At 67.0% G+C, this 22,499-nt stretch carries 28 protein-coding genes and 1 pseudogene; 11 read left to right on the forward strand and 18 right to left on the reverse strand.

All coding sequences use genetic code 11. From position 1 onward, the window contains the following. Positions 1-1,005 carry a cobaltochelatase subunit CobS gene (cobS, locus tag LWE61_RS18785; RefSeq protein ID WP_234152184.1) on the reverse strand — a complete coding sequence of 335 codons (1,005 nt, stop codon included), beginning with the start codon at positions 1,003-1,005 and terminating at the stop codon, positions 1-3. Between the two features lie 92 nt (positions 1,006-1,097). After that, positions 1,098-1,727: a J domain-containing protein gene (locus LWE61_RS18790; protein ID WP_234152185.1), complete on the reverse strand. Its 630-nt coding sequence runs from the start codon at positions 1,725-1,727 to the stop codon at positions 1,098-1,100. Positions 1,728-1,754: 27 nt separating this feature from the next. On the opposite strand from LWE61_RS18790, the gene LWE61_RS18795 reads away from it, so the two are divergent. Together LWE61_RS18795 and LWE61_RS18800 are read left to right on the forward strand one after the other, a co-directional pair. Next, positions 1,755-2,039 (forward strand): BolA family protein, encoded by a 285-nt coding sequence (locus LWE61_RS18795; protein WP_234152186.1) that lies wholly within the window; start codon positions 1,755-1,757, stop codon positions 2,037-2,039. Further along, the gene (locus tag LWE61_RS18800; protein WP_234152187.1) at positions 2,036-2,521 is read left to right on the forward strand and encodes an NUDIX hydrolase; all 486 of its coding nucleotides are present in this window, start codon (positions 2,036-2,038) and stop codon (positions 2,519-2,521) included. The genes LWE61_RS18795 and LWE61_RS18800 overlap by 4 nt, the downstream gene beginning before the upstream one ends. Positions 2,522-2,535: 14 nt before the next feature. On the opposite strand, the gene LWE61_RS18805 is transcribed toward LWE61_RS18800, so the two are convergent. The 3 genes from LWE61_RS18805 to hisC form a co-directional block, all read right to left on the reverse strand. Then, on the reverse strand, positions 2,536-3,603 hold the full coding sequence (locus tag LWE61_RS18805) for a phytanoyl-CoA dioxygenase family protein (protein WP_234152188.1): 1,068 nt from the start codon (positions 3,601-3,603) through the stop codon (positions 2,536-2,538). Between the two features lie 106 nt (positions 3,604-3,709). Then, positions 3,710-4,615, reverse strand: a complete 906-nt coding sequence (locus LWE61_RS18810) for a prephenate/arogenate dehydrogenase family protein (protein ID WP_234152189.1) — start codon at positions 4,613-4,615, stop codon at positions 3,710-3,712. 5 nt (positions 4,616-4,620) lie between these two features. Further along, complete coding sequence (gene hisC, locus LWE61_RS18815; RefSeq protein WP_407696267.1) at positions 4,621-5,769, reverse strand: histidinol-phosphate transaminase; 1,149 nt, start codon at positions 5,767-5,769, stop codon at positions 4,621-4,623. Positions 5,770-5,940: 171 nt separating this feature from the next. Here hisC and LWE61_RS18820 point away from each other — a divergent pair, with 171 nt between their 5' ends. The 4 genes from LWE61_RS18820 (at position 5,941) to LWE61_RS18835 (ending at position 8,279) form a co-directional block, all read left to right on the forward strand. After that, entirely contained in the window at positions 5,941-6,090 is a 150-nt protein-coding gene (locus LWE61_RS18820) for a hypothetical protein (RefSeq protein WP_234152190.1), read from the forward strand. Continuing rightward, a complete protein-coding gene (locus tag LWE61_RS18825; protein ID WP_234152191.1) occupies positions 6,087-6,305 on the forward strand; it encodes a hypothetical protein in 219 nt (72 codons plus the stop codon). Before LWE61_RS18820 ends, LWE61_RS18825 begins: the two co-directional genes overlap by 4 nt. Positions 6,306-6,573: 268 nt before the next feature. Further along, a complete protein-coding gene (locus LWE61_RS18830; RefSeq protein ID WP_234152192.1) occupies positions 6,574-7,122 on the forward strand; it encodes a hypothetical protein in 549 nt (182 codons plus the stop codon). A gap of 272 nt (positions 7,123-7,394) precedes the next feature. Continuing rightward, a complete protein-coding gene (locus LWE61_RS18835) occupies positions 7,395-8,279 on the forward strand; it encodes a DUF2189 domain-containing protein (RefSeq protein WP_234152193.1) in 885 nt (294 codons plus the stop codon). A gap of 7 nt (positions 8,280-8,286) precedes the next feature. Here LWE61_RS18835 and pyrE read toward each other — a convergent pair whose 3' ends face one another. Then, positions 8,287-8,823, reverse strand: a complete 537-nt coding sequence (gene pyrE, locus LWE61_RS18840; RefSeq protein ID WP_234152194.1) for an orotate phosphoribosyltransferase — start codon at positions 8,821-8,823, stop codon at positions 8,287-8,289. A gap of 36 nt (positions 8,824-8,859) precedes the next feature. Further along, positions 8,860-10,005 carry a succinyl-diaminopimelate desuccinylase gene (gene dapE, locus LWE61_RS18845; protein WP_234152195.1) on the reverse strand — a complete coding sequence of 382 codons (1,146 nt, stop codon included), beginning with the start codon at positions 10,003-10,005 and terminating at the stop codon, positions 8,860-8,862. Between the two features lie 44 nt (positions 10,006-10,049). Here dapE and LWE61_RS18850 point away from each other — a divergent pair. The 3 genes and pseudogenes from LWE61_RS18850 (at position 10,050) to LWE61_RS18860 (ending at position 11,979) form a co-directional block, all read left to right on the forward strand. Then, positions 10,050-10,496, forward strand: a pseudogene (locus tag LWE61_RS18850) (cupin domain-containing protein). A gap of 114 nt (positions 10,497-10,610) precedes the next feature. After that, positions 10,611-11,078 (forward strand): carboxymuconolactone decarboxylase family protein, encoded by a 468-nt coding sequence (locus LWE61_RS18855; protein WP_234152196.1) that lies wholly within the window; start codon positions 10,611-10,613, stop codon positions 11,076-11,078. A gap of 4 nt (positions 11,079-11,082) precedes the next feature. After that, positions 11,083-11,979, forward strand: coding sequence for a sigma-70 family RNA polymerase sigma factor (locus LWE61_RS18860; protein WP_234152197.1), 897 nt, complete (start codon positions 11,083-11,085; stop codon positions 11,977-11,979). 37 nt (positions 11,980-12,016) lie between these two features. Here the strand turns inward: LWE61_RS18860 and LWE61_RS18865 are convergent, their stop codons facing one another. After that, positions 12,017-12,415, reverse strand: a complete 399-nt coding sequence (locus LWE61_RS18865; protein WP_234152198.1) for an EthD domain-containing protein — start codon at positions 12,413-12,415, stop codon at positions 12,017-12,019. A 257-nt stretch (positions 12,416-12,672) separates the two neighbouring features. Between LWE61_RS18865 and LWE61_RS18870 the strand changes: the two genes are divergently transcribed. After that, positions 12,673-13,344 carry an energy transducer TonB gene (locus LWE61_RS18870; protein WP_234152199.1) on the forward strand — a complete coding sequence of 224 codons (672 nt, stop codon included), beginning with the start codon at positions 12,673-12,675 and terminating at the stop codon, positions 13,342-13,344. A 307-nt stretch (positions 13,345-13,651) separates the two neighbouring features. On the opposite strand, the gene LWE61_RS18875 is transcribed toward LWE61_RS18870, so the two are convergent. The 10 genes from LWE61_RS18875 to crcB form a co-directional block, all read right to left on the reverse strand. Next, positions 13,652-14,122, reverse strand: a complete 471-nt coding sequence (locus LWE61_RS18875) for a nuclear transport factor 2 family protein (RefSeq protein ID WP_234152200.1) — start codon at positions 14,120-14,122, stop codon at positions 13,652-13,654. Between the two features lie 10 nt (positions 14,123-14,132). Further along, the gene (locus LWE61_RS18880) at positions 14,133-14,915 is read right to left on the reverse strand and encodes an SDR family NAD(P)-dependent oxidoreductase (RefSeq protein ID WP_234152201.1); all 783 of its coding nucleotides are present in this window, start codon (positions 14,913-14,915) and stop codon (positions 14,133-14,135) included. Then, positions 14,915-15,421: a nuclear transport factor 2 family protein gene (locus LWE61_RS18885; protein WP_234152202.1), complete on the reverse strand. Its 507-nt coding sequence runs from the start codon at positions 15,419-15,421 to the stop codon at positions 14,915-14,917. The genes LWE61_RS18880 and LWE61_RS18885 overlap by 1 nt, the downstream gene beginning before the upstream one ends. 107 nt (positions 15,422-15,528) lie before the next feature. Continuing rightward, a complete protein-coding gene (nadB, locus tag LWE61_RS18890) occupies positions 15,529-17,145 on the reverse strand; it encodes an L-aspartate oxidase (protein WP_234152203.1) in 1,617 nt (538 codons plus the stop codon). 20 nt (positions 17,146-17,165) lie between these two features. After that, a complete protein-coding gene (locus tag LWE61_RS18895; RefSeq protein ID WP_234152204.1) occupies positions 17,166-18,095 on the reverse strand; it encodes an ABC transporter ATP-binding protein in 930 nt (309 codons plus the stop codon). Further along, positions 18,092-18,811 (reverse strand): ATP12 family chaperone protein, encoded by a 720-nt coding sequence (locus LWE61_RS18900; RefSeq protein ID WP_234152205.1) that lies wholly within the window; start codon positions 18,809-18,811, stop codon positions 18,092-18,094. The genes LWE61_RS18895 and LWE61_RS18900 overlap by 4 nt, the downstream gene beginning before the upstream one ends. Next, positions 18,808-19,110, reverse strand: coding sequence for a hypothetical protein (locus tag LWE61_RS18905; protein WP_234152206.1), 303 nt, complete (start codon positions 19,108-19,110; stop codon positions 18,808-18,810). The genes LWE61_RS18900 and LWE61_RS18905 overlap by 4 nt, the downstream gene beginning before the upstream one ends. After that, the gene (locus LWE61_RS18910; RefSeq protein WP_234152207.1) at positions 19,107-19,766 is read right to left on the reverse strand and encodes an HAD-IA family hydrolase; all 660 of its coding nucleotides are present in this window, start codon (positions 19,764-19,766) and stop codon (positions 19,107-19,109) included. Before LWE61_RS18910 ends, LWE61_RS18905 begins: the two co-directional genes overlap by 4 nt. Then, entirely contained in the window at positions 19,763-21,121 is a 1,359-nt protein-coding gene (locus tag LWE61_RS18915; protein ID WP_234152208.1) for an RluA family pseudouridine synthase, read from the reverse strand. The genes LWE61_RS18910 and LWE61_RS18915 overlap by 4 nt, the downstream gene beginning before the upstream one ends. Continuing rightward, entirely contained in the window at positions 21,118-21,495 is a 378-nt protein-coding gene (gene crcB / locus LWE61_RS18920) for a fluoride efflux transporter CrcB (RefSeq protein ID WP_234152209.1), read from the reverse strand. Before crcB ends, LWE61_RS18915 begins: the two co-directional genes overlap by 4 nt. A gap of 141 nt (positions 21,496-21,636) precedes the next feature. Here crcB and LWE61_RS18925 point away from each other — a divergent pair, with 141 nt between their 5' ends. Continuing rightward, positions 21,637-22,419: an SDR family NAD(P)-dependent oxidoreductase gene (locus tag LWE61_RS18925; RefSeq protein WP_234152210.1), complete on the forward strand. Its 783-nt coding sequence runs from the start codon at positions 21,637-21,639 to the stop codon at positions 22,417-22,419. The last annotated feature ends 80 nt before the right edge of the window (positions 22,420-22,499 follow it).

The raw sequence follows: 22,499 nt of genomic DNA on the forward strand, positions 1-22,499 counted from the left end.
TCAGACTTTCCCGACGATGCTTTCCGGCAGATCCTTGCCGAACACGCGCTGATAATATTCCGCCACCAGCGACCGCTCCGCCTCGTCGCACTTGTTGAGGAAGCTGAGGCGGAAGGCGAAGCCGACATCCTTGAAGATCAGCGTGTTCTGCGCCCAGCTGATGACCGTCCGCGGCGACATGACGGTGGAGATGTCGCCGTTCACAAAGCCCTGCCGCGACAGTTCGGCAACGCGGATCATCTTTTCCACCTCCGCCCGGCCACCCGGATGGTCATATTCGCCGGACTTGGCGAGGACGATCTGCGCCTCCGTCGCGGCGGGGAGATAGTTGAGCGTGACGACCAGATTCCAGCGGTCCATCTGGCCCTGGTTGATCTGCTGCGTGCCATGATAAAGGCCGGTGGTGTCGCCCAGGCCCACGGTGTTCGCGGTGGCGAACAGACGGAAATAGGGGTTAGGGCGAATCACGCGATTCTGGTCGAGCAGCGTCATCTTGCCGTCCGCCTCCAGCACGCGCTGGATCACGAACATCACGTCCGGGCGACCGGCGTCATATTCGTCGAAGACGAGCGCGACAGGACGCTGGAGCGCCCAGGGGAGCAGGCCTTCCTTGAATTCCGTGACCTGCACGCCTTCCTTCAGGACGATGGCGTCGCGGCCCACCATGTCGATGCGGCTGATATGCGCGTCGAGGTTGATGCGGATGCACGGCCAGTTCAGGCGCGCGGCGATCTGCTCGATATGGCTCGACTTGCCGGTGCCATGATAGCCCTGCACCATGACGCGGCGGTTGAAGGAGAAGCCCGCGAGGATCGCCAGCGTGGTGTCCGGGTCGAACACATAGGCGGGGTCGAGATCAGGCACGCGCTCGTCCGCCTCCGAGAAGGCCGGAACCTCCATGTCGATGTCGACGCCAAAGACGTCGCGGGCCTTCACCATCAGGTCAGGCGCATCCATAAGCGTTTCGCTACGCATGTCGGGCTGGGTGTTGGGGATGTCGGTCATGATGCTGTCAGTGCGAAGCCTTTGCCCGTTCGTCAAGCGCGATATAGGCTCCTGCCCGGTTCTCGCGCCCGATAGAGGGGGAGGCGGGCGGTTCAGGCGAAGGCGGGCGCCTTGCGCAGATGCTGGTAGGCGGCGATGACCTCCTGCAAGGCCTTTTCATGGCTGCGGTCGCCGCCATTCTGGTCCGGGTGGTAACGGCGGGCGAGCGCCGTATAGGCCTCGCGCAGGGCCTTGCGGTCCGCGTCCACGTCCAGCCCCAGCGCCTTGAGCGCGCGGCGGTCGTCGCCGGACAGCGGCCTGCCGTCGGCCCGCCCCCGTGCCTCCTGCATCCGCTGGCGAAAGCGCGCGCCGATGGCGTCGAGCGGATCGGAGAAATCCGCCCAGCGCGGCGGCGGCGTTCCCGTGGTCCCGGCGGCGGAAAAGGCGCGCGTCTCTCGCTCCCAGCCCGCCATGGGCCGCTGCGCCTCGTTGATCTCCTCCGCGCTCATGCCCTTGAAGAAATTATATTTGGCGTTGAACTCGCGGACATGGTCGAGGCAGAGCCAGCGCCATTGCGGCGGCCCGTCGGCGGCGCGGCGCACCTCCTCAGGCGGGGCGCGAAACTCGCCCGCGTTTGTGCAGCCGTCCATCAGGCACGGGCGCGCATGTCCATCGGCCACCCGACCGTGAAAGCGTGTGTGTCGCCGCGACTGTTCCTGATCCGCCAAAAAACCTCCCCGCATCAGCGCGAAGCATCCTATATAGGGGACATGGTTGACCAATCGCTAGGCCCGGTGGGGCAGGAAATCGAAACACGGGTGCGGGACGCCCTGTCCCCGGAGCATCTCGCCGTCATCAACGACAGCGCGCAGCATCGCGGCCATATGGGCGACGACGGCACGGGCGAGAGCCACTTCACCGTGGAGGTGGTCGCCAGCGCCTTCACCGGCCAGTCGCGCGTGGCGCGGCAGCGGCTGGTCAACGCGGCGCTGGGCGACCTGATGGCGACGAAGGTGCATGCCCTCGCGATCAAGGCGCGCGCGCCCGGCGAATGACCGCACCCACCGTTTCCGTCCGTCCCAAACGCCCGGCCGCGCGCCTGCTGGTCATCGACCCGGACGGTCGCCTGCTGATGTTCCGCTTCACGCCGCAGGATCGGCCCGCCTTCTGGTGCACGCCCGGCGGCGCGGTCGATCCGGGCGAGACGTTCGAACAGGCGGCGGTGCGCGAACTGTTCGAGGAAACCGGCATGATCTGCCCCATCGGGCCGCAGGTGGCGGAGATGGCGATGGTGTTCACCACGCTGGAGGGCGTGGAGGTGGATGGCGAGGAACGCTATTTCCTCGTCCGGCCGGCGGATTGCGCGGTGCGGATCGACGGGCATACGGAACTGGAACAGCGGGTGATGCAGAGCCACCGCTGGTTCACGCCGGACGAACTGGCCGCGCTGGACGAGACTTTCTACCCCGCGAACCTGATCGCGCTGTGGCAGGACCAGCAGGCCGGACCCGCCGTCGCCAAACCCACCGTCGACTGACGGACGGCGGTCGTTCAGTCCAGCTTGTACCGCCGTCCCTCGCCCTGCCCATGCAGGACATAATGGCGGCCCGCATCCAGGCCGAGGACCGCGACATCGGGGTTCAGGCGATAATAGCCCTCCGCATCGAAATCGGCGGGCAGTTTCTCCCGCAGTTCCCGCCGGATCCGGCGTTTCTGGCGCCAGCCGACCGGCGCTTCCTGCGCGACCGGCATCGGCACCACCGTGCCCAGATGGCGGTTCGGCTCCACCGCGCCCGTCGCGATATTGGTGATATAGCGCAGGTCCAGCTTGCCCACCACCTCGTCGGAGAAGGCGGGGGTGTAGTAGATGCAATCCTCGAAATAATAATGGGTCACCTGCGACCAGCGCGACAGCGCCGGATCGTGGCGGACGCTGCCGCCATGGAGCAGGTTGGCGGCCCAGATGAGGGCCTGCCCCTTGCGCGCCAGAAATGTCTCGCCCCGGCTCTGCGTCGCATCGATCATCGCCTGCCAGAAGGGTTCGAACGGTTCCTGCGCCGACCGCCTGTCACCGTCCTGCCCGCGGCGCGCCAGCATCGCGTTGGAGGGGACGGGCCAGCGATGGGAGCCGGGGTGATAGACCAGCGGCCCGGCGTTCGGCCCGATATCCTCGAACGCCAGCCAGACACCGCACATGAACCGTTCCGGCAGACTGGAGAAATGCACCGAATCGCTGTGCAGATTCTGCTGCGTTCCGACGGGGAAATTGAGCGTCTGAAAGGGAAAGGCGGCCCGGCCATAGAGTTTGGACAACAGCGCCAGCACCACGGCATTGCTCGCGATGGCGCGCACATCCTCATCGACCAGCCAGCCGTCCTGAATCCGCTTGTGCGCGGACGGATCGGCAAAGGTCGGGCCGAAGCGCGCGATGATCCGGTCCATCCGCGCGCCGATGTCAGGATCGGGAAAGTCCAGCGTGGCGAAACCGTCGCGGTTCAGCGCCACGGCAATCGCCCGCTCCTCCTCGGACAGGCCCATATGATCGACCAGCGTGGGGAACAGCGGCGATTCGACCAGCGGCACGCCGGGCAGCGGATTGGGTATGGCGGTGGAGGTCATGCCGGGATCGTCCGCCGGTGAACAGGGGCCATGACCGGCCCGCCACCGACCCTATGACGCCGCTCTGCCTGCGCCCAGCCCCGGGGGCGACATGCATCGCTCCCGGTCAATGGCTGCGCCCGAAGTCCGGCTTCGCATCGTCCTGTCCCTGCTCGATGATCGAGCGGCGGATGGCGCGGGTGCGCGAGAAGGCGTCGAACAGGACGTCGCCGTCGCCGTTGCGGATCGCCTTCTGCATCGCGCCCAGATCCTCGGTCAGGCGCTGCATCACCTCCAGCACCGCCTCCCGGTTGTTCAGGAACACGTCGCGCCACATGGTCGGGTCGGACGCGGCGATGCGGGTGAAATCGCGAAAGCCGCCCGCCGAATATTTGATGACCTCCGACCGGGTCACCGCCTCCAGATCGGACGCGGTGCCGACGATGGTATAGGCGATGAGGTGGGGCACATGGCTGGTCACGGCGAGGACGAGGTCATGATGCTCCGGCGTCATCTCCTCGACATTCGCGCCGAATCCTTCCCAGAAGGCGCGCAGGCGCAGGGTGGCGAGCGGCGGCGTCGCCTCGTCCGGGGTCAGGATGCACCAGCGCCCCTTGAACAGACTGGCGAAACCGGATTCGGGGCCGCAGAATTCCGTGCCCGCGACCGGATGGCCCGGCACGATGGTGACGCCAGGCAACGCGTCGCGCAGGGCGGCGAACACGCTGGCCTTCGCCCCGCCCACGTCGCTGACGATGGCGTCGGCGGGCAGGTCGGCGGCGATGGCGGCCGCGGCCTTGCCCATCGCGCCCACCGGCACGCACAGGATGACGAGGTCGGCGTCGATCACCGACGCGCCCGCCGTGTCCGTCACATCGTCGCACAGGTCGATGCGGCGCGCGATCGCCCGCACCTCTGCATCCGCATCATGGCCGGTGACGCGCGCGGTCGGCATATAGGCGCGCACCGCCCGGCAGATGGACGATCCGATCAGCCCCAGGCCGATGACGGTCACACGGGAAAAGGGCTGCATGGCTGTCAGCCCTCGCCCGTCACCAGCGTGCGGACGCGCGCGGCGATGTCCTTCACATGCGCCTCGGTCCCGATGGTGATGCGCAACGCCTGCGGCAGGCCCTGCCCCGGCAACCAGCGCGTCGCATAGCCCGCGTCCATCAGCGCCGTATAGACCGTCTCCGCCCCGACCGCGCCCTCGAACAGGATCAGCAGGAAGTTGGCGCCGCTGGGCACCACGCGCACGCCATGATTTCCCAACGCCTCCATCTGCTCCGCCAGCCAGCCGCGCCAGACGCGGTTATGCTCCCGGCTCTGCTCCACGAACCGCTGGTCGCCAAGCGCCGCGATGCCCGCCGCCTGCGCGCTGGTGGTCAGGTTGAACGGCGCGCGGATGCGGTGCAGCGCGTCGATCACCGCCGCGCTGGCATAGCCCCAGCCGATCCGCTCCGCCGCGAGGCCATAGATTTTGGAGAAGGTGCGGGTGACGAACACATTGGCCCGGTCCATGGCCAGTTGCAGGCCATGGTCGTCCTCATCGTCGCTCAAATATTCGGCATAGGCCTGGTCCAGCACGAAGAGGATGTCCGGGCGCAGGCCGTCGAGCAGGCGCGCAATCTCCGCCCGCGGCGTGAAGGTGCCGGTGGGGTTGTTGGGATTGGCGAGATAGACGACGCGCGTCCGCTCCGTCACCGCCGCCAACAGGGCGTCGACGTCCGTGCCATAGTCGCGGTCCGCGACCACCACCGGTGTTGCGCCCACGCGCCGCGCGGCGATATCATAGACCGAAAAGCCATATTTGACGTAGATGATCTCGTCACCCGGCCCGGCAAAGGCGCTGGCCGCCAGATGCAGCAATTCGTCGGAGCCGGTGCCATAGATGACCCGCGCCGGGTCGAGGCCATGGGTCGCGGCAATCGCCTCCCGCAGGGCCGTCGCGCTGGGATCGGGATAGGTGGCGAGGTCCGCCAGCGCATCGCGCACCGCGTCGCGCACCACGGGGCTGGTGCCCAGCGGATTTTCGTTGGCGGACAGCTTGATGAGGGTGCGTCCGTCATCGCTTTTCGCCTTGCCCGGAACATAGGGCGCGATAGCCATGATCCAGTCCTTGGCCACCGGCGCGCCGGTCGGCGACCGGGGGGCAGTATCGGAGGGGGTTTTCTGATCGCTCGTCATGCCAGCGCCCTTAGCGGGTGCGGGCGATATTGGCAAAGCGCCCGTCCCGAAAAAGCCCCTGCCCCATGCGGGAAGGACGGAATGAGGATGGCGGGAAACTTCCCGCGTGCCGGGGGGTTGTCTGGGGATGAGGTCCGCACCAGCGGCCCATCCCTGAAAAAGGCGAGGATCATGCGAAAACGAATCGGCTCCAGCCCGGCGGCCCGCGCGCCCTTCGAAGCGGACGCCACCCTGCCGCATCCCATGCTGGAGCCACCGCGCATGATCCCAAACGGCCAGCCGGAAACCGCCGCTCCCACGGTTATGGAGACAATGACATGACCAATCCGACCAGCATCGACAAGACCAAGGACCATGAAACCGACCTTGAAGGTCAGGAGAAGCCGCTCAGCAACGAGGAAAAGCTGGAGGCGGGCCTGGAAGAATCCATGGACGCCTCCGATCCGCCGGCCGCCACCGCGCCGGGCGATCATGGCGACCCCGTCCCCTCTTCCGGCTTCACGAAAGAGATGGAGGATGACAATAAACGGAAATGACGGCCGCGCTTCCCCCCTCGTCGCGGACCCTTGTTGCGCCGCCCCCTCGTGGGGCGGCGTTTTGCTTTGCGAGTCAGCGGCAGGCGTTCCGCCACCTCGCGACGAGGCAGGCGATCGCGCGAAGCCGGATTGCGACAGGATGAGGAAAAATTATGTTGCATCGCACAATGGCTATGCAAGACTAAAGTCCTGTATGCGATTAACCGTGTGTCAACCAAGATAGGCGCAACATCGGATCAATGCAGAAGGCGGTTTACGGAGACAGTGAATGGCTAGTGCGAAACCTACGGACGGTGCGGTAACCCTCGCGGAGATGCGGGAATTTGCGTCTTTTCCCTCGGCGACCCAACGATATATCCGCCGTTCCCTCGACATTGCGATGCATCGGCGCGACCCGATGAGCACCTGGAGCCGCGATCTGGTGGAAGAAGCCAGCATCCGGGCGCAGGGGCGCATCTACGCCCGCCTCGACGAAATCAGGACGATGGTGCCGGACGACAGCGGCCTCGACCAGGTGGAGCCGTTCATGGCCCCGCTGGTGGTCATCTCCGCCTTCGACCTCAGCCAGAACCGGCTGGGCAGCTTTGCCGCCTATCGCTTCCTTTACGAGCGGTTGATCGGCGCGGGATCGCGGCCCTGGTTGCCCGGCGCCTTCTGCGCCGCGGCCAGCCTGCCGCACCTCCACCCGGACAAGCGCCGGGAACTGCTCCAGTCGATCAGCGAAGCGGCGGCCACCGCCGCCGGATGGTCGAGCCGGGAGCCGACCTTCTACCCCGAATGGGTCGAGAAGGTGGATACGAGCGCGGCGGCCAACTGACCCCTCCTCCTGCCTGACGCCGCGCCATCCCGGCGCGGCGATCAGCCCTCCCTTTCCCCTCCCCGTCCTGTCCTCTTTTCGCCATCCGCCTCTCCGGCCAGAGGCTTTCCGGCGGTTTGCCCGCAGCATCCGCTAAACCGCTGTCAGCGCGGTGCAAAACCGGCTATACTCCCTCCACGAGCCTGGCGTGAGCCACAGGCTGGCGACCGAGGTTCAGCACCGGATGCACGGGGTATCTTCCCCGCGTATTCCGCATAGCTGGGAGAGTTGCCATGGTATCCATCCCCTCGCCTGTCGGTCCATCGTCTACCGCGTCGCCGTCTGTCGGCTCCCTCTCCGGCAACCCTTATGGGGCCGCACCCGGCGCATCCCTGTCCGCCAGCCCCGCCGTCGCCCCGGCGCGCGCACTGCCCACCATCCACCGGATCGACGCGCGCGACCTCAACTGGGCGTTGCGGGAGGGGATGAAGGATTTCCGCGCGATGCGGGGCGACATCATCCTTGCCGGGCTGATCTATCCCACGGTCGCGCTGCTGGCCGCCGCGCTGGCGCTGGGCGGCAACCTCATTCCCATCATCTTTCCGATGGCCGCCGCCTTCTCCCTGATGGGACCGCTGATCGCCATCGGCTTCTACGAACTGGCGCGGCGGCGCGAGTCGGGGATGGACGCCGGATGGAGCCATTTCCTCGACCCGCTGCGCGGCGCCAACCGCATGCAGATCCTCGGCCTCGCCGCCGGGCTGGTCGTCGTGGCGCTCGCCTGGCTGCTGATGGCGCAAACCATCTATGAGGGCACGCTCGGCACGCTGGCCCCCGGCAATCTGAGCGGCTTCCTGTCGATGCTGTTCACCACGGCGGAAGGGTGGCGGATGATCGTGCTGGGCAATATCGCCGGGCTGGCCTTCGCGCTCGTCACGCTGGCGACGATGCTGGTGTCCTTCCCAATGATGGTGGACAAGACGGTGCACGCCTCCGACGCGGTGGAGACATCGCTGCGCGCCAGCTTCCACAATCCGATGATGACGCTGCGCTGGGGCGTGACGGTCGCCGTGCTGCTGGCTCTGGCCTGTATCCCGCTGTTCCTGGGGCTGGCGGTCGTGCTGCCGGTGCTGGGCTATGCGAGCTGGCACCTCTACACGCGGATGGTGGAGCGGTAGGATCGCGTCAGGCGGCCGCGGACCGGCTGCCGATAATATCCGCCTTCGTCATGGCGGCGAAGACGGGGATATGGGGTAGGGCGGCGATGCGCGCCGCCCCTTCGCCGCGCCAGATGGCGCAGACGATGGCGATCACCTCTGCCCCCGCCGCCTCCACCAGACCGACGGCATCCACCACCGCGCCCCCGGTGGTGATGACATCCTCGACCAGCACGATGCGGCGACCGCCGACATCGCTGCCCTCGACCGCCTGACAGGTGCCATAATCCTTGGCCTCCTTGCGGATGAAGGCGGCGGGCAGGCCGCTGTCCAGCGACATGGCGGTGGCGATGGGCACCCCGCCCAGTTCCAGCCCGGCCAGCACCTCCGTCCCCTCCGGCAACAGGGCGAGCATCGCGCTCGCCACGCGGCGCAGCAGGGCCGGGTTCGCCTCGAACCGATATTTGTCGAAATATTCGGTCGCGACCTGCCCGGATCGCAGGCGGAATTCACCGTGAAGCGTGGCGACGGCGCCGATGGCGGCGGGCAGGCTGCTGTCAGTCATGGTTGGCTCCGTCAAAGGGCAGGCGGTGTCAAAGGATCAGGCGGCGCCCAGCGTCCGGCGCAGGAAATCGGCGTAGATGGCGGTCAGCGTGTCAAGGTCCGCAATGGCCACCGCCTCGTCCCGCTTGTGCATGGTCGCATTGTTCAGGCCGAACTCCACCACCGGGCACAGCTTGCACAGGAAGCGCGCGTCGGACGTGCCGCCGGTGGTGGAAAATTCCGGCTCCATCCCCGTCACCGCATGGATGGCGTCGCGAATTGCGACTGACAGCGCGCCCGGCTGGGTCAGGAACGGCTCGCCGCTGATCTTCGCGACCAGCGATCCGCCCTGCTCCCGCTCCACGATGGTGCGGATGATCTCGGTCAGCGACGCCCCGCTGTGCTGGTCGTTGAAGCGGATGGAGATGCGCGCCGTCGCCCGCGCCGGGATGGTGTTGGTGGACGGGTTGCCGATGTGGATGTCGGTAATTTCGATATTGCTCGGCTGGAACCAATCCGTCCCCTCGTCCAGCACGATGGCGTCGATGGCGGTCAGGATGCGCAGCAGGCGGGGCGCAGGATTGTCCGCCAGATGCGGATAGGCGACATGGCCCTGCACCCCTTCCACCGCGATCCACATGTTGACCGACCCGCGTCGGCCGATCTTCACCACGTCGCCCAGCCGGTTGGCGGAGGTCGGCTCCCCCACCAGGCACAGGTCGGGGACGACACCACGCGCCGCCATATGCTGCATCAGGACCGGCGTGCCATAGGTGGCCGCGCCTTCCTCATCGCCCGTAATCAGGAAACTGACGGTGCCGGGCAGCGCGCTCTCCTGTGCCGCAGCGACGGCAAAGGCCGCGATCGACCCCTTCATGTCCACCGCGCCGCGCCCGTAGAGCAGCCCGCCCGCCCGCGTGGGCGTGAAGGGATCGTTGGTCCATTCGTCGCCCGGCGGCACCACGTCGAGATGCCCGGCAAATGCGACATGCGGCCCCGCCCCGTTGCGGCGGATCGCCAGCAGATTCTCGACCGGCCCGTCCGGCGCCTCGCCATCCACGAAGCGTTCGACGGTGAAACCCGCCGCCGCCAGCGCGCTGTCCAGCACGTCGAACACCGCGCCGGTGGCAGGCGTCACGGACGGCGCGGCGATCAGCGCCTCGGCCAGGGTCAATGTGTCGATGTGTGGGCTGGTGTCGTGCATGCACAGCCGTTAGCCAATCCGGGCGCGCATGAAAAGGAGCGGCCATGCCAAAGCTCGACCTCGACGCCATCACGGCCACCAACGCCACCGGCTATCCGCCCTAATATGCCGATGTGGTGCAGGGCCGCTGGTATCGCCGCCTGTCGCCCGCCGCGGGCCTGACCGACTTCGGGGCCAGCCATGTCGTGCTGAAGCCCGGCGCATGGTCGACGCAGCGCCACAGGCACGAGCGGGAGAACGAACTGCTGGTCATCCTCTCCGGCACGGCGACATTGGTGGACGATGCCGACCGCACGCCGCTCCACCCCGGCGATGTCGCCGCCTTTCCCAAGGGCGACGGCAATGGCCATTGCCTGGTCAATGAGGGCGAGGGGGATTGCGTCCTGCTGGTCGTGGGGCAGTCCACCAACGGCCCCTGCCATTATCCCGACATCGACATGCAGGAATTTGGCGCGGGCGACAAAAGGCGAAAGGACGGGACAGCCTTCTGACCCGGTGCCATGTGCCCCAACTCCAGAAAAATATCCGGCATCATGTCACATCGCGCGACGCTGCCTCGTCATGGGTGCAAAGCGTCGCATGATGCGCGCTGACGGAGACAGATGATGACCCCTCGCCTCGACAATCCGCACGCCCTCGCCCCCGCCCAGATCAAGGCCATGGTTGCGCTGGAGGCCAGCTTTACGAACAGCGACCTGCCGCACCCCCTGCGCGAACTGGTCAAGCTGCGCGCGTCGCAGATCAACGGCTGCGCCTTTTGCATCCACATGCATTCGACCGACCTGCGCCAGCATGGCGAGAGCGAGATGCGCCTCTACATGCTCAACGCCTGGCGCGAATCGACGCTCTATTCCGCGCGGGAACGCGCCGCCCTCGGCTGGACGGAGGCGCTGACCCGCGTTGCGGAGACCGGCGCGCCCGATACGGACTATGCCGCGCTCCAGGCCGAATTCAGCGATGCGGAGCAGGTGCAACTGACCCTGCTGATCGGCGCGATCAACGTGTGGAATCGCCTCCAGGTCGGTTTCCGCGCGCCACATCCGGTCGCCGTGGCCGATCGTGCGGCGGCCTGACCCGATGGCGTCCGACACCGTGCCGGACCGGTTCGAGGCGCAGCGGCCCCGGCTGCTGCGCCTCGCCTATCGTATGCTCGGCGGCTTTGCGGAGGCGGAGGATGTGGTGCAGGACGCCTGGCTGCGCTGGACGCGGGTGGCGGAGAAGGGGGAGCCGGTGGACAGCGCCGCCGCCTATCTCACCCGCATCGTCACCCGCCTGTGCCTCGACCGTGCCAAGTCCGCGCAGGTGCGGCGCGAAACCTATGTCGGCGAATGGCTGCCTGAACCCTTTGTCGAGGCGGAGCCGGAGGCCATGCGCGCCGACGAACTCACCCTGACGCTGATGCTCGCCCTCGAACGGCTGTCCCCGCTGGAGCGGGCCGCCTTCCTCCTCCACGACATATTCGACATGCCGCTGGCCGAGGTGGCGGACATGCTGGGCCGGGAGCCTGCCGCCGTGCGCCAACTGACCGCCCGCGCCCGCCGCCATGTCCGCGATGCCCGACCGCGCTATCCGATGGAGGAGACGGAGGCGGAGCGGATCGCCAGCGCCTTTTTCGCTGCGTCCCAGCAGGGCGACACGACGGCGCTGCGCGCGATGCTGGCGGAGAATGTCGCCATCCACTCCGACGGCGGGGGCAAGGTCATCGCCTTCCGCAACCCCATCCATGGCATCGAGAAGGCGCTGCGCCTCTTCCTCGGCCTCAAGCGCAAATATGGGGCCAGCCAGCCGCAGACGCTGCATCCCATGCGAATCGACCGGTTGGCCGGCTTTGCCAGCCTGGTGGAGGGGCGACTGCTCCAGACCACCGCGCTGGAGATAGAGGATGGCCGCATCGCCGCCATCTACATCATGCGCAACCCGGACAAGCTGGCGCGCGTCGCCGCCGCTCTGGGCGCGCCGGGAACGGTGAATTGAGGGGCCTGTGGCAACGCCCGCCCGCGTTCCGGCCCGATCAGCGCGCGCACGCCGCCGCTTGCACCCCCGTCCCGTCCATGCCCATGTCGGAATCATATTCGACGACGGTGCAGGCCGGATTGGTGCCCTGCGCAAAAATGCGCGCACCGCTGGCGGACGCCGCCGCCACCGCATCCGGGTTGGTGGCGAGGGCGGCCATCGCCTCCTCGAAATCCGCCCGGCTGTCCCACCAGATTTCCAATATGACGTCGAAGTCCAGTTCCGCCATGTCACCGGTCAGCGGATTTTTCTGCGGCTCAACATAGCGGCGCACCAGCCGCCGGGCCTTGGGGAACAGCGCCTCGCCCAGCCGGGCATGGCCATTTTCATATTGGTCGATGAACTCCGCCATCGACAGGCCCGGTCGCCGTTTCATCATGCTGACCTGCTTCATCATGGCGGCACCCTGTATCCTGCACGGCTGGAGATCGTCCCAGCCCTGCCGCGATCATAGCGGCGCCGCGGCCGCCATCGCTTGACGGATGCGGACAGGCCCCTCCGTGCCGCCATTCCCAGTCGCCACGGCCCGGAATACTAAATGAGACAAGTATCTCATTTATCACTGGCGGTCGTAAATGTGACGTTGTACCATTTCACTTGCCCAGACAGATGATGCGCACAGGGACATCATCGCCGGGAGAGGAGCACCAGCCTATGTCGACACCCATGCAACAGTCCGGCTATCAATCGCAGAGCCGCTTTTCCCCCGCCGCCATCGGGGGCGTCGTCCTGGTCCACGCCGGGCTGGGGGCGGTCATCCTGACCATGTCGGTCGTGCACTATATCCCGGATGTGGTGAAACCCATCTGGGCCTGGAATATCCCCAAGGAACAGCCCAAGCCGGAGCCGACCGACGCCCGGCCATCGGAGACGCCACGCGGCCCGCGCGTCACCACCTCCGATCCTACGGTGAAGATGCCCGTTCCGACCTATGGCAGCATCGTCACGCCGACCATCTTTCCCGATCCCGGCAGTGGCGGGGCGGGCACCGGGCCGCTGGTATTCGACCCCGTCCCGCCCCCGCCACTGCCGCAGCCGGTCATGGTGCAGGCACGGATCGACAGCCGCTTCGCATCCGGTTTCCAGCCGCCCTATCCCGCCGCCATGCTGCGCCAGCAGAGGGAGGGCGCGGTGACGGTGCGCGTCACCATCGGGTCCGACGGGCGGGTGATCGACGTCGCACTGGTCAGCACCGCGGACCCCGCTTTCTTCGAGGCGACGCGGCGGCAGGCGCTGAGCCGCTGGCGCTTCGTCCCCGCCACGCGCGACGGGGTGGCGGTCAGTTCGGAAAAGGTGATGACGGTGCATTTCCGCCTCACGGATTGAAGGCCGGGCGAAAAAGAGGCGGAGGGGCGTCATGGCCCCTCCGCCTCCTTTTATTGGGCGAAGTATCGTTTCGACGTGGAACGGACAGGCCTACCCCTGTTCGTCCAATGATAAGGAAGTTCGTGACTCGCCAGAGCCAAGCGCACCTGTTTCGGACGAATTACAGACACCCCCACCCGTCATCCCGGACGTGATCCGAGATCCCGCTTTTCTCTTAGTGCGGTTCCCTGACGAAGAAGCCGGACACCGGATCAAGTCCGGGATGACGACGATATGGGTACAAGAATTGGCCGCCCCCCAGCCTCCCTCACCGGCTGTTCGCCACCGCGCCCTTGAACAGGCTGCCGTCCGCGCGCCAATCCTCCCGGATACGGCGATAGGCGATCAGCCAGTCGTCGCCTTCGCGGCGGAAATCGTCGAGATAATGGCCCGCATGGTCCGGCCCTATGTCGGTCCACGCCACCCAATAGGTCCGCGCGCGGGCGCTGTCCGGGCCGGTCAGTTCGATTTGGCAGGTGGACAGATGATGCCGCACAAAGCGCGCGCCATGGGTGGGCGCCACATCCCCGCCGCCCCGCCAGCGCCCGATCCACTGGCGGATCGCCTCGCGCCCGTCATAGCGAAAGCCATCGTCGGCGTTCAGCCCCACCGCCTCCATCACCGCATCGGCGGTGAAGCAGGCGATGAACGCATCCTCCTTCAACCGGTCGCCCGCCGTCGTATAGGCCGCCATCGTCTTGCGAATGGCCTCGCGGGCCAGCAGTTCCTCGATCATCATATCTGCGCCCCTATCCGATCATCACCCCGCCCGCGTCCACATTGATGGACTGGCCGGTGATGGTCCGCGCATCGTCGGAGGCGAGGAAGAGCGCCATCTTCGCCACATCCTCCGGCGTGGAGATCACTCCGGTCAGCGCCACGCCGGACAGGACCGCCGCCCGCTTCTCCTCAACGCTGATCCCCTCCTCCTGCGCGGTGCGGGCAAACCAGTTCTTGAGGAGGTCCGTCTCGATCTGGCCGGGCACCAGGCAGTTGCAGCGGATGCCATGGGGTCCGGCCTCCTGCGCCACCACCTTGGTCAGCACCCGCACGCTGGCCTTGGCCGCGCTGTAATGGCTCTTGCGCGGCAGGCCGTTCCAGCCTGCGGTGGAGGAGAAATTGACGATGCTGCCCGTCCGGCGCTCCAGCATCGACCGGCGGATCACCTCCCGGCTGCACAGCATCGCCGCCGTCACATCGACCGCGAAGGTCGCGTTCCAGTTCTCCAATGTCTGTTCCCAGATATAGAGATCCTTGCCCGGCACGGCGGCGTTGTTCATCATCACATCGACCTGCCCCCAACGGTCCATGGCGACATCGACCATGGCGGCGACGTCCGCCTCCTGCGTCACGTCCGCCTGCACCGCGACGGCGGCCTCGCCAATCCGCGCCGCGGCCTCCTCGACCAGTGCGATGCGGCGAGCGGCCATCACGACCCTTGCCCCCTCTTCGGCCAGCATCCGCGCCATGACGGGGCCAAGGCCGGTGCTGGCCCCGGTGACGATGGCGACCTTCCCCGTAAAACGGCCCATCAGGCGGGCACCTGGGGGCCGAGGACATGGCGCATCGTCTCATGCGACTCCGCTGATCCGTCCAGCGCCCGGTTGAACCGCTCCTGTATCCGCCAGCCATCGGCGGTCCGCGTCAGGCTCCACCGGTTGATTGCCGCGCGCCACAGATACCAGCGGTCGCCCTCCTTCAGCACGACATAGCTATAGCCGACCGCCTCCGCGCTATCGCCGTCGATGGCGATGCGCGGCGTGGCGGTGAGGTGGGAGCAGCCGGTGTCGACCAGCCCCTTGTGCCCCTCCGTCTCATACATCGCGACCAGATCCTGCGGCGCGACGATGCGGGTGCCACCGCTCAGCCCGCCGCTGAAATTATAGCCGCCCCCTTCGATCCACAGCGCGGCGGCGGGTTCGCTGGTCCCGCTGTCCACCAGCGGGCCATAACTGTTGAGGAGATTGAGGATCTCCAGATGATCCTCCGCCGCCCGCAGGCGCTGTTCAAGCTGCTCCAGCCGCTGTTCGATGCTCATCTCGCCATCCTCCCGATCCGGCGCTGCATACGCCTTCATCGCAGGATAGCCGGGTTTCAGGCCATGGCAACGTCGCCGTCGCCCGACCCGGTCAGGCACCAATCCGGTCAGGGCACCAATATGGTGTCCTCGGCCTCCGGCAGCATGTCGGGATAGTCGATGGTGTAGTGCAGGCCCCGGCTCTCCTTGCGCTTCAGCGCGGAGCGGACGATCAGACGCGACACCTCCAGCAGGTTGCGCAGTTCGATCAGGTCCGGCGTGACGCGGAAATTGCCATAATATTCGTCCACCTCCTGCGCCAGCAGGTCGATGCGATGCTTGGCCCGCTCCAGCCGCTTGGTGGACCGCACGATGCCGACGTAATCCCACATGAAGCGGCGGATTTCCTTCCAGTTATGCTGGACGATCACCTCCTCGTCGGAATCGGTCACGCGGCTTTCGTCCCACGCGCGGATCGGCGGCGGCGACGGCAGTTCCTCCCAATGGGCATGGATATGATTGGCCGCCGCCTCGCCAAAGACGAGACATTCGAGCAGCGAGTTGGAGGCCAGCCGGTTCGCGCCATGCAACCCGCTCTCCGTCACCTCGCCCGCCGCATAGAGGCCGGGCAGGTCGGTGCGCCCGTCGAGGTCGATCACCACGCCGCCGCAGGTATAATGCTGCGCGGGCACGACCGGGATCGGCTCCTTGGTGATGTCGATGTCGAGGTCGATCAGCCGGGCATAGATGGTCGGGAAATGCTCCAGGATGAATTCGCGCGGCTTATGGCTGATGTCGAGATGGACATAGTCGAGACCCAGCCGCTTGATCTCATGGTCGATGGCGCGGGCCACAATGTCGCGCGGGGCCAGTTCGCCACGCTTGTCGAAACGGTCCATGAACCGCTTGCCCCCGCCCGGCACGCCGGGGGGCAGTTTCAGCTTGCCGCCCTCACCCCGCATCGCCTCGGTAATCAGGAAATTCTTGACCTCCAGATTATAGAGGCAGGTCGGGTGAAACTGGTTCATCTCCATGTTGGAGACACGGGCGCCCGCGCGCCACGCCATGGCGATGCCGTCGCCCGTCGCCCCTCTGGGCGCGGTGGAGAAGAGATAGGTCCGCCCCGCCCCGCCCGTCGCCAGGATCGTCGCCCGGCCGAGCAGCGCCTCGACATGGCTCGTCCTTTTGTTGAACGCATAGACGCCCCAGACATGGCCATCGCCGGAGAAGCGTTCCCCGTGGCGCGACGTGATGAGGTCGATGGCGACCATGTCGGTGACGAGGGTGATGTTGGGATTGGCCTGCGCGGCGGCGGTCAGCGCCCGCTGCACCGCCGCACCGGTCGCATCGTCCACATGCACGATGCGACGATGGCTATGCCCGCCCTCGCGCGTCAGATGCCAGCGTTCGCCAAATTCCTGCCCCCCATTTTCGTCCGCGTTGAACGGCACGCCCAGCCGGGCCAGACGCTCGATCGCGACCGGCGCTTCGGAGACGACGAACTCCACCGTGGCCCGGTCGTTCAGGCCCGCGCCCGCGACCATCGTGTCCTCGACATGATTTTCGAAACTGTCGCCACCGTCCAGCACCGCCGCGATGCCGCCCTGCGCCCAGTTGGTCGATCCGCCGTCCAGCGCGCCCTTGGCCAGCACCAGGACTTTTTTGTCCTGCGCCAGGTTGATCGCCGCGGTGAGACCGGCCGCGCCGGACCCGATGATGATGACGTCGTAGCTTTGGTCGGCCATGGTCTACTCGTTACTTTCCCTCAAACCGCAGCCCGTGTCAGATTGAGGAACACATCCTCCAGATCCGGCTCGCGCGTCGACACCTCCACGATGCCGAACCCTTCCGCCTGCACCGCCGCCAGCACCTGTCCGGCATTGGCGCGGTCCTTGCGATAGGTGATGGTCAGCACCCGCTCACCGCTCTTTTCAACCTTTTCGAACAGGCCCGCGTCGGGCAGGCTGGCCACATCGCGGTCGACGGTCAGTTCGACCACCTTCTCCTGCGCCATGCCCACCAGTTCGCGCGTCGGCTTGTTCGCCACCACCCGGCCATGGTCGATGATGGCGATGCGGTCGCACAGCTCCTCGGCCTCTTCCAGATAATGGGTGGTCAGCACGATAGTGACGCCCTGTTCGTTCAGGGATCGCACATAGGCCCAGAGCTGCTGGCGAAGCTGGATGTCCACACCCGCCGTGGGTTCGTCGAGGACGAGGATCGGCGGCGCATGGACCATCGCCTTGGCCACCATCAGCCGCCGCTTCATGCCACCCGACAGGGTACGGGCATAGGCGTTGGCCTTATCCTCCAGATGCACCGCGCGCAGCAGCTCCATCGACTGCCGCCGCTCCTTCGGCACGCCATAATAGCCGGCCTGATTCTCCAGCGTCTCCAGCGGGGTGAAGAAAGGGTCGAACAGGATTTCCTGATTGACGATGCCGATGGAATTCTTGGCGTTGCGCGGATGGGCGTCGATGTCGAAGCCCCAGATGCTGGCGGTGCCGCTGGTCTTGGACACCACCCCCGCCAGGATGTTGATGAGGGTGGACTTGCCCGCGCCATTGGGGCCGAGCAGCCCGAATATCTGGCCGCGCGGGATGGCGAGGGAGACGGCGTCGAGCGCCACCTTGCCCCCCTTGTACGTCTTGGACAGGCCCTCGATTTCGATGGCGGCTTGGGCGGCTTCGGTCATGCCGCCGTGTCTGGCGCACCCGCAACGAGAGCGCAATAGCGGGCGGCATCATCATAGTGCGCGCGGCGGATGGCGGTGCGGGCCACCGCCTCATGATCCTCACCCCACTGGCGCACCTGCCATGCCTCGTCGACATGGGCGGCCTCCCAAAGGGCATCCGCATCGGTCGCGCCCTCGACCAGCGCCAGCGAGCCGACCAGCGAGCCGCTGATCGACACGATGGTGGACAGGGCGGACAGCAACCATGGGTCGAGCGCATGGGCGGCGGCGGTCAGCCGCTCCACGGTGGCGGCGGGCTGCTGCACCGGCATGATGCCGCTGGTGACGACAAAGGCCGCGTCGAAGCGCCCCCGCGCCCAGTCGAGCAGCGCATCCCAATGCCGGGCCTGTTCCTCCACCAATGGCTGAGGCCCGTCCGCGCGATAGCAGAGCAGGTCGCTGGCGGCGTATTCGGCGATGGTCGCGGCAAAGGTCGCGACATCGGGCAGCACCTGGTCGATGGTCGCATTGGCGAAGCCGGTGACGGGCATGGCGCCGGGGTCGATCGTCTCCCCCTGTCCCTGCCACTCCGCGACGATGGCGGCGGCCAGCCCCTCGCCCGGCACGGACAGCGGCGCGCGCATCGGCGTCTTGACCGGGCGGCCGTCGAGCAGGATACGATAGCCGCCGCTCTCGTCGTCCCGCTCCGACAGGGCGAGCGTGTAGAAACGCTTCATGGCTGGTCCGATGTCGGCGCGGGTGGAAGCGAAGCGGAGGGCGTGCGGAAAGCCCGTAGCAGCATGCGCGGGATCACCATCATCTGGATGAAGCCGACCGCCACCACGATCATGCCCATGATCCGCGCCTTCTCACCGCGCACCCAGCCGAAATGCTGCTGCGCGATGGCAACGCCAAAGACGAGGATCAGCGCGCCCGAAATGCGGAACAGGCTGATGGCGAAAAAACGCTGGCGCGCGGCGCGGGCCTGCGATTGCGCATCGGGGAGCGGCGAGAGGCCGGGATCGGAATCGGTCATGGCAGGCCGATATGACGGGCGAGTTCCGGGCTGTCCATCGCCACGCTGTGTGCGCCGGCGTCGAACAGCCGTTCGGGCGCATGGTAGCCCCAGCCGACACCAAGGCCCCGCACACCCGCCGCGACCGCCATCGCCATGTCGAAACTGGTGTCGCCGATCATGACCGTGGTGTCCGGCACCGCGCCCGCCTCCGCCATCGCCAGTTCGATCATGCTGGGGTGCGGCTTGCTGGGATGGCGGTCCGCGGTCTGGAGCGTGACGAAGCGGCCCATCAGGCCGTGCACCTCCAGGCAATGGGCAAGGCCGCGATCCGAATTGCCGGTCGCCACGCCCAGCAGCCAGCCATCCGCGTCCAGCCGGTCGAGCAGGTCGGCGATGCCGTCGAACAAAGGCTCGCCCAGTTCGCCACGCGCCCGCATCGCTTGGAAATGGGACTTATACCCCTCCGCGACATGAATGTGCAGCGCCTCCGGATCGTTGGGCAACAGCGCGGCGATGGCCGGGACCAGCGACAGGCCGACGATGGAGAGCGTCTCCTGCCGCGACGGCGGGGTCAGGCCCGCCCCGGTGAAGGCACCGTCCATGGCCGCGACGATATTATGCTGACTGTCGACGAGCGTGCCGTCGCAATCGAAGATCGCAAGGCGGTTGCTCATTTCTTTGGACGGCCTCCGGGCTTGCCGCCCCGGCCTGCGCCACCACCCGCCGGACCCGTGGTGCGCGCGGCACCGCGCCCGCCCGTCCGGGGACCGGCGCCAGCACCGGCGGACCGGGCGCGAGAGGGCGTCGCCGCTTTTGCCGTGCGCGGTCCGCTGGTCGGCTTGGTGCGGGCGACGCTGGCGGGTTTCTTGCGCGCGCCACTTTCCGATCCGGTGCGCGACGCGGGACGCGGTCCTTCCACCACGCCCTCGCGCGACCGCCGCTCGCCGCGCCGTCCCTTGCGGAGCTGCTTGCTGTGCGCCTTCGCCTGCTGCTTCTCCACCTGTTTGCGCGGTGCCTTGGGCAGTTCCTCGTCCAGCAGCATGTCGCCCAGATCGAGGTCGAAGCCCAGGTCGATCAGCGTCTCCATGAAGTGCGCCGGCGGCTCCGCCCGTATGTCCAGCGGCGATCCATCGGGGTGGTCGATGCGCAGGCGGCGGGCATGCAGATGCATCTTGCGGCTGATCGTGCCGGTCAGGAAGGCGTTCTTGCCACCATATTTGCCGTCGCCGACGATGGGATGGCCGATGGCCGCCATATGGACGCGCAACTGGTGCGTGCGGCCGGTATAAGGTTGCAGTTCCACCCAGCAGGCGCGGTTGCCCGCGCGCTCGATGATGCGATAGCGGGTGCGGGCGGGCGCGCCCTCCTTCTCGTCCACATGCATCTTCTCGCCGCCCGTGCCGGGCTGCTTGGCCAGCGGCAGTTCGATGATGCCGTCCGCGACGCTCGGCACGTCCATGACGATCGCCCAATAGACCTTGCGCGCGGTCCGCGACGAAAAGCTCTTGGCGAAATGCGCCGCCGCACGGGCCGACCGGGCCAGCAGCAGCGCGCCGCTCGTGTCCTTGTCCAGCCGGTGGACGAGGCGGGGACGGTCGTCCCGCTCGAACGCCAGCGCGTCCAGCAGGCCGTCGACATGGTCGTGCATCTTGGTCCCGCCCTGCGTCGCAAGGCCGGGCGGCTTGTTGATGACGATGGCCTGCGCGTCGCGGTGGATGACCATCGCCTGCGCATAGTCGGTCTGTTCGTCGGTCAGCGGCGTGCGGACGCGCTCGCCCTTGGCCGCCACGGCGCGGGCCGAATCGGCGGGGGGGACGCGGATGGTCTGCCCTTCCTTGATATGGTCGCCCGGCGTGGCGCGCGCGCCATCGACCCGCAACTGCCCGGTGCGCGCCCAGCGCGACACGGTGGCGAAGGTCACATCCTCCATATGCCGCTTGAACCAGCGGTCGAGGCGGATGCCGTCATCATCCGCATGGACGCGAAACTGGCGGACCGACGTCGGGTCAGTGCTCTTGTTGATGCTCATGCGACGGCCTTCCCCAAGTTGAGGCCAATGGCCAGTGCGCCCACCGATGCGACGACGGACGCCAGTATATAGGCGGTGGCGGAGGTGATCTCCCCCCGCTCTATCATCGCGAATGTTTCGAGGCTGAAGCTGGAGAAGGTGGTAAAGCCCCCCAGCACGCCGATGGCGACGAACAACCGCATCGGTTCGCCATCCCCCCCACGCAGGGCGAGCCAACCGGTGAACAGGCCCATGGCCAGTCCACCGCTGACATTGACCAGCAACGTCCCCCACGGCCAGCCGCCGCCCAGCAGCGCGAGGCTGTATTTCCCTGCATGATAGCGCAGCGCGGCGCCGATCGCGCCGCCCGTCATGACCAAAATCGTTTGAAGCATGGCAACGCCCTAGCGGTTTTGCGCGCTTGTGGAAATGCCCGAGCGCCAATGGCTCTGGCGAAGGCCCTGACAATGGACTAGCCAGCGTACCAAGCCCGTCAAGACGGGTCCGCAGATCCAGAGGATGGGAAGGAAATATCCATGGTGGACATGACGAATGCATCGGCCATCGTCACCGGCGGCGCCGGTGGTTTCGGCGGCGCGACCGCGCGGCGGCTGGCAAAGCTGGGCGCGAAGGTGGTGATCGCCGACGTCGCCGACGACCGGGGACAGGAATTGGCGGCGGAACTGGGCAATGGCTCCGTCTATGTCCGCACCGACATCACCGATTTCGATTCCATCGCCCTTGCGGTCAAGACGGCAACGGACCTCGGCCCGCTGCGCGCCGCCGTCATCACCCATGGCGGCCCGCCGCCGCCGGATCGCGGTGGCCGCCTGATCGGCAAGGACGGGTCGCGCCTGTCCTATGCTCATTTCAGCCATATGGTGAACATCTTCCTCAACAGCGCCTTCGAAGTGACCGCGCAGGTCGCCGAGGCTATGGCGAAGAATGATCCGGTCGCGTCCAACCAGCGCGGCGTCATCATCAACACCGCGTCCATCGCCGGGTTCGAAGGCCTGCCAGGCCAGGTGCCCTATGCGGCGGCCAAGGGCGGCATCATCGGCATGACGCTGACGCTGGCGCGTGACCTGGCCCCGCTGGGCATCCGTTCGGTGGCGATTGCGCCGGGCACCTTCCTGACCCTCGCCTATTCGCGGTCGATGACCGATGAGGAGGCTCAGGCCAAGTTCGGCTCGACCGTCCCCAACCCCAAGCGCATGGGCGACCCGGACGAATATGCCACGCTGGCGCAGCAGATCGTCGAGAATGACTTCCTGAACGGCACCACCATCCGTCTGGACGGCGCGCAGCGGTTCCAGTGATGTCAGGCGGCGGGGCCGGGCGAATGCCGGGCCTCGCCGCCGCACGGTGCTGACAAGACGCTTCGGTCGCAGGGCAACTC

Source organism: Sphingobium sufflavum (assembly GCF_021403115.1).
Taxonomy (GTDB): domain Bacteria; phylum Pseudomonadota; class Alphaproteobacteria; order Sphingomonadales; family Sphingomonadaceae; genus Sphingobium; species Sphingobium sufflavum.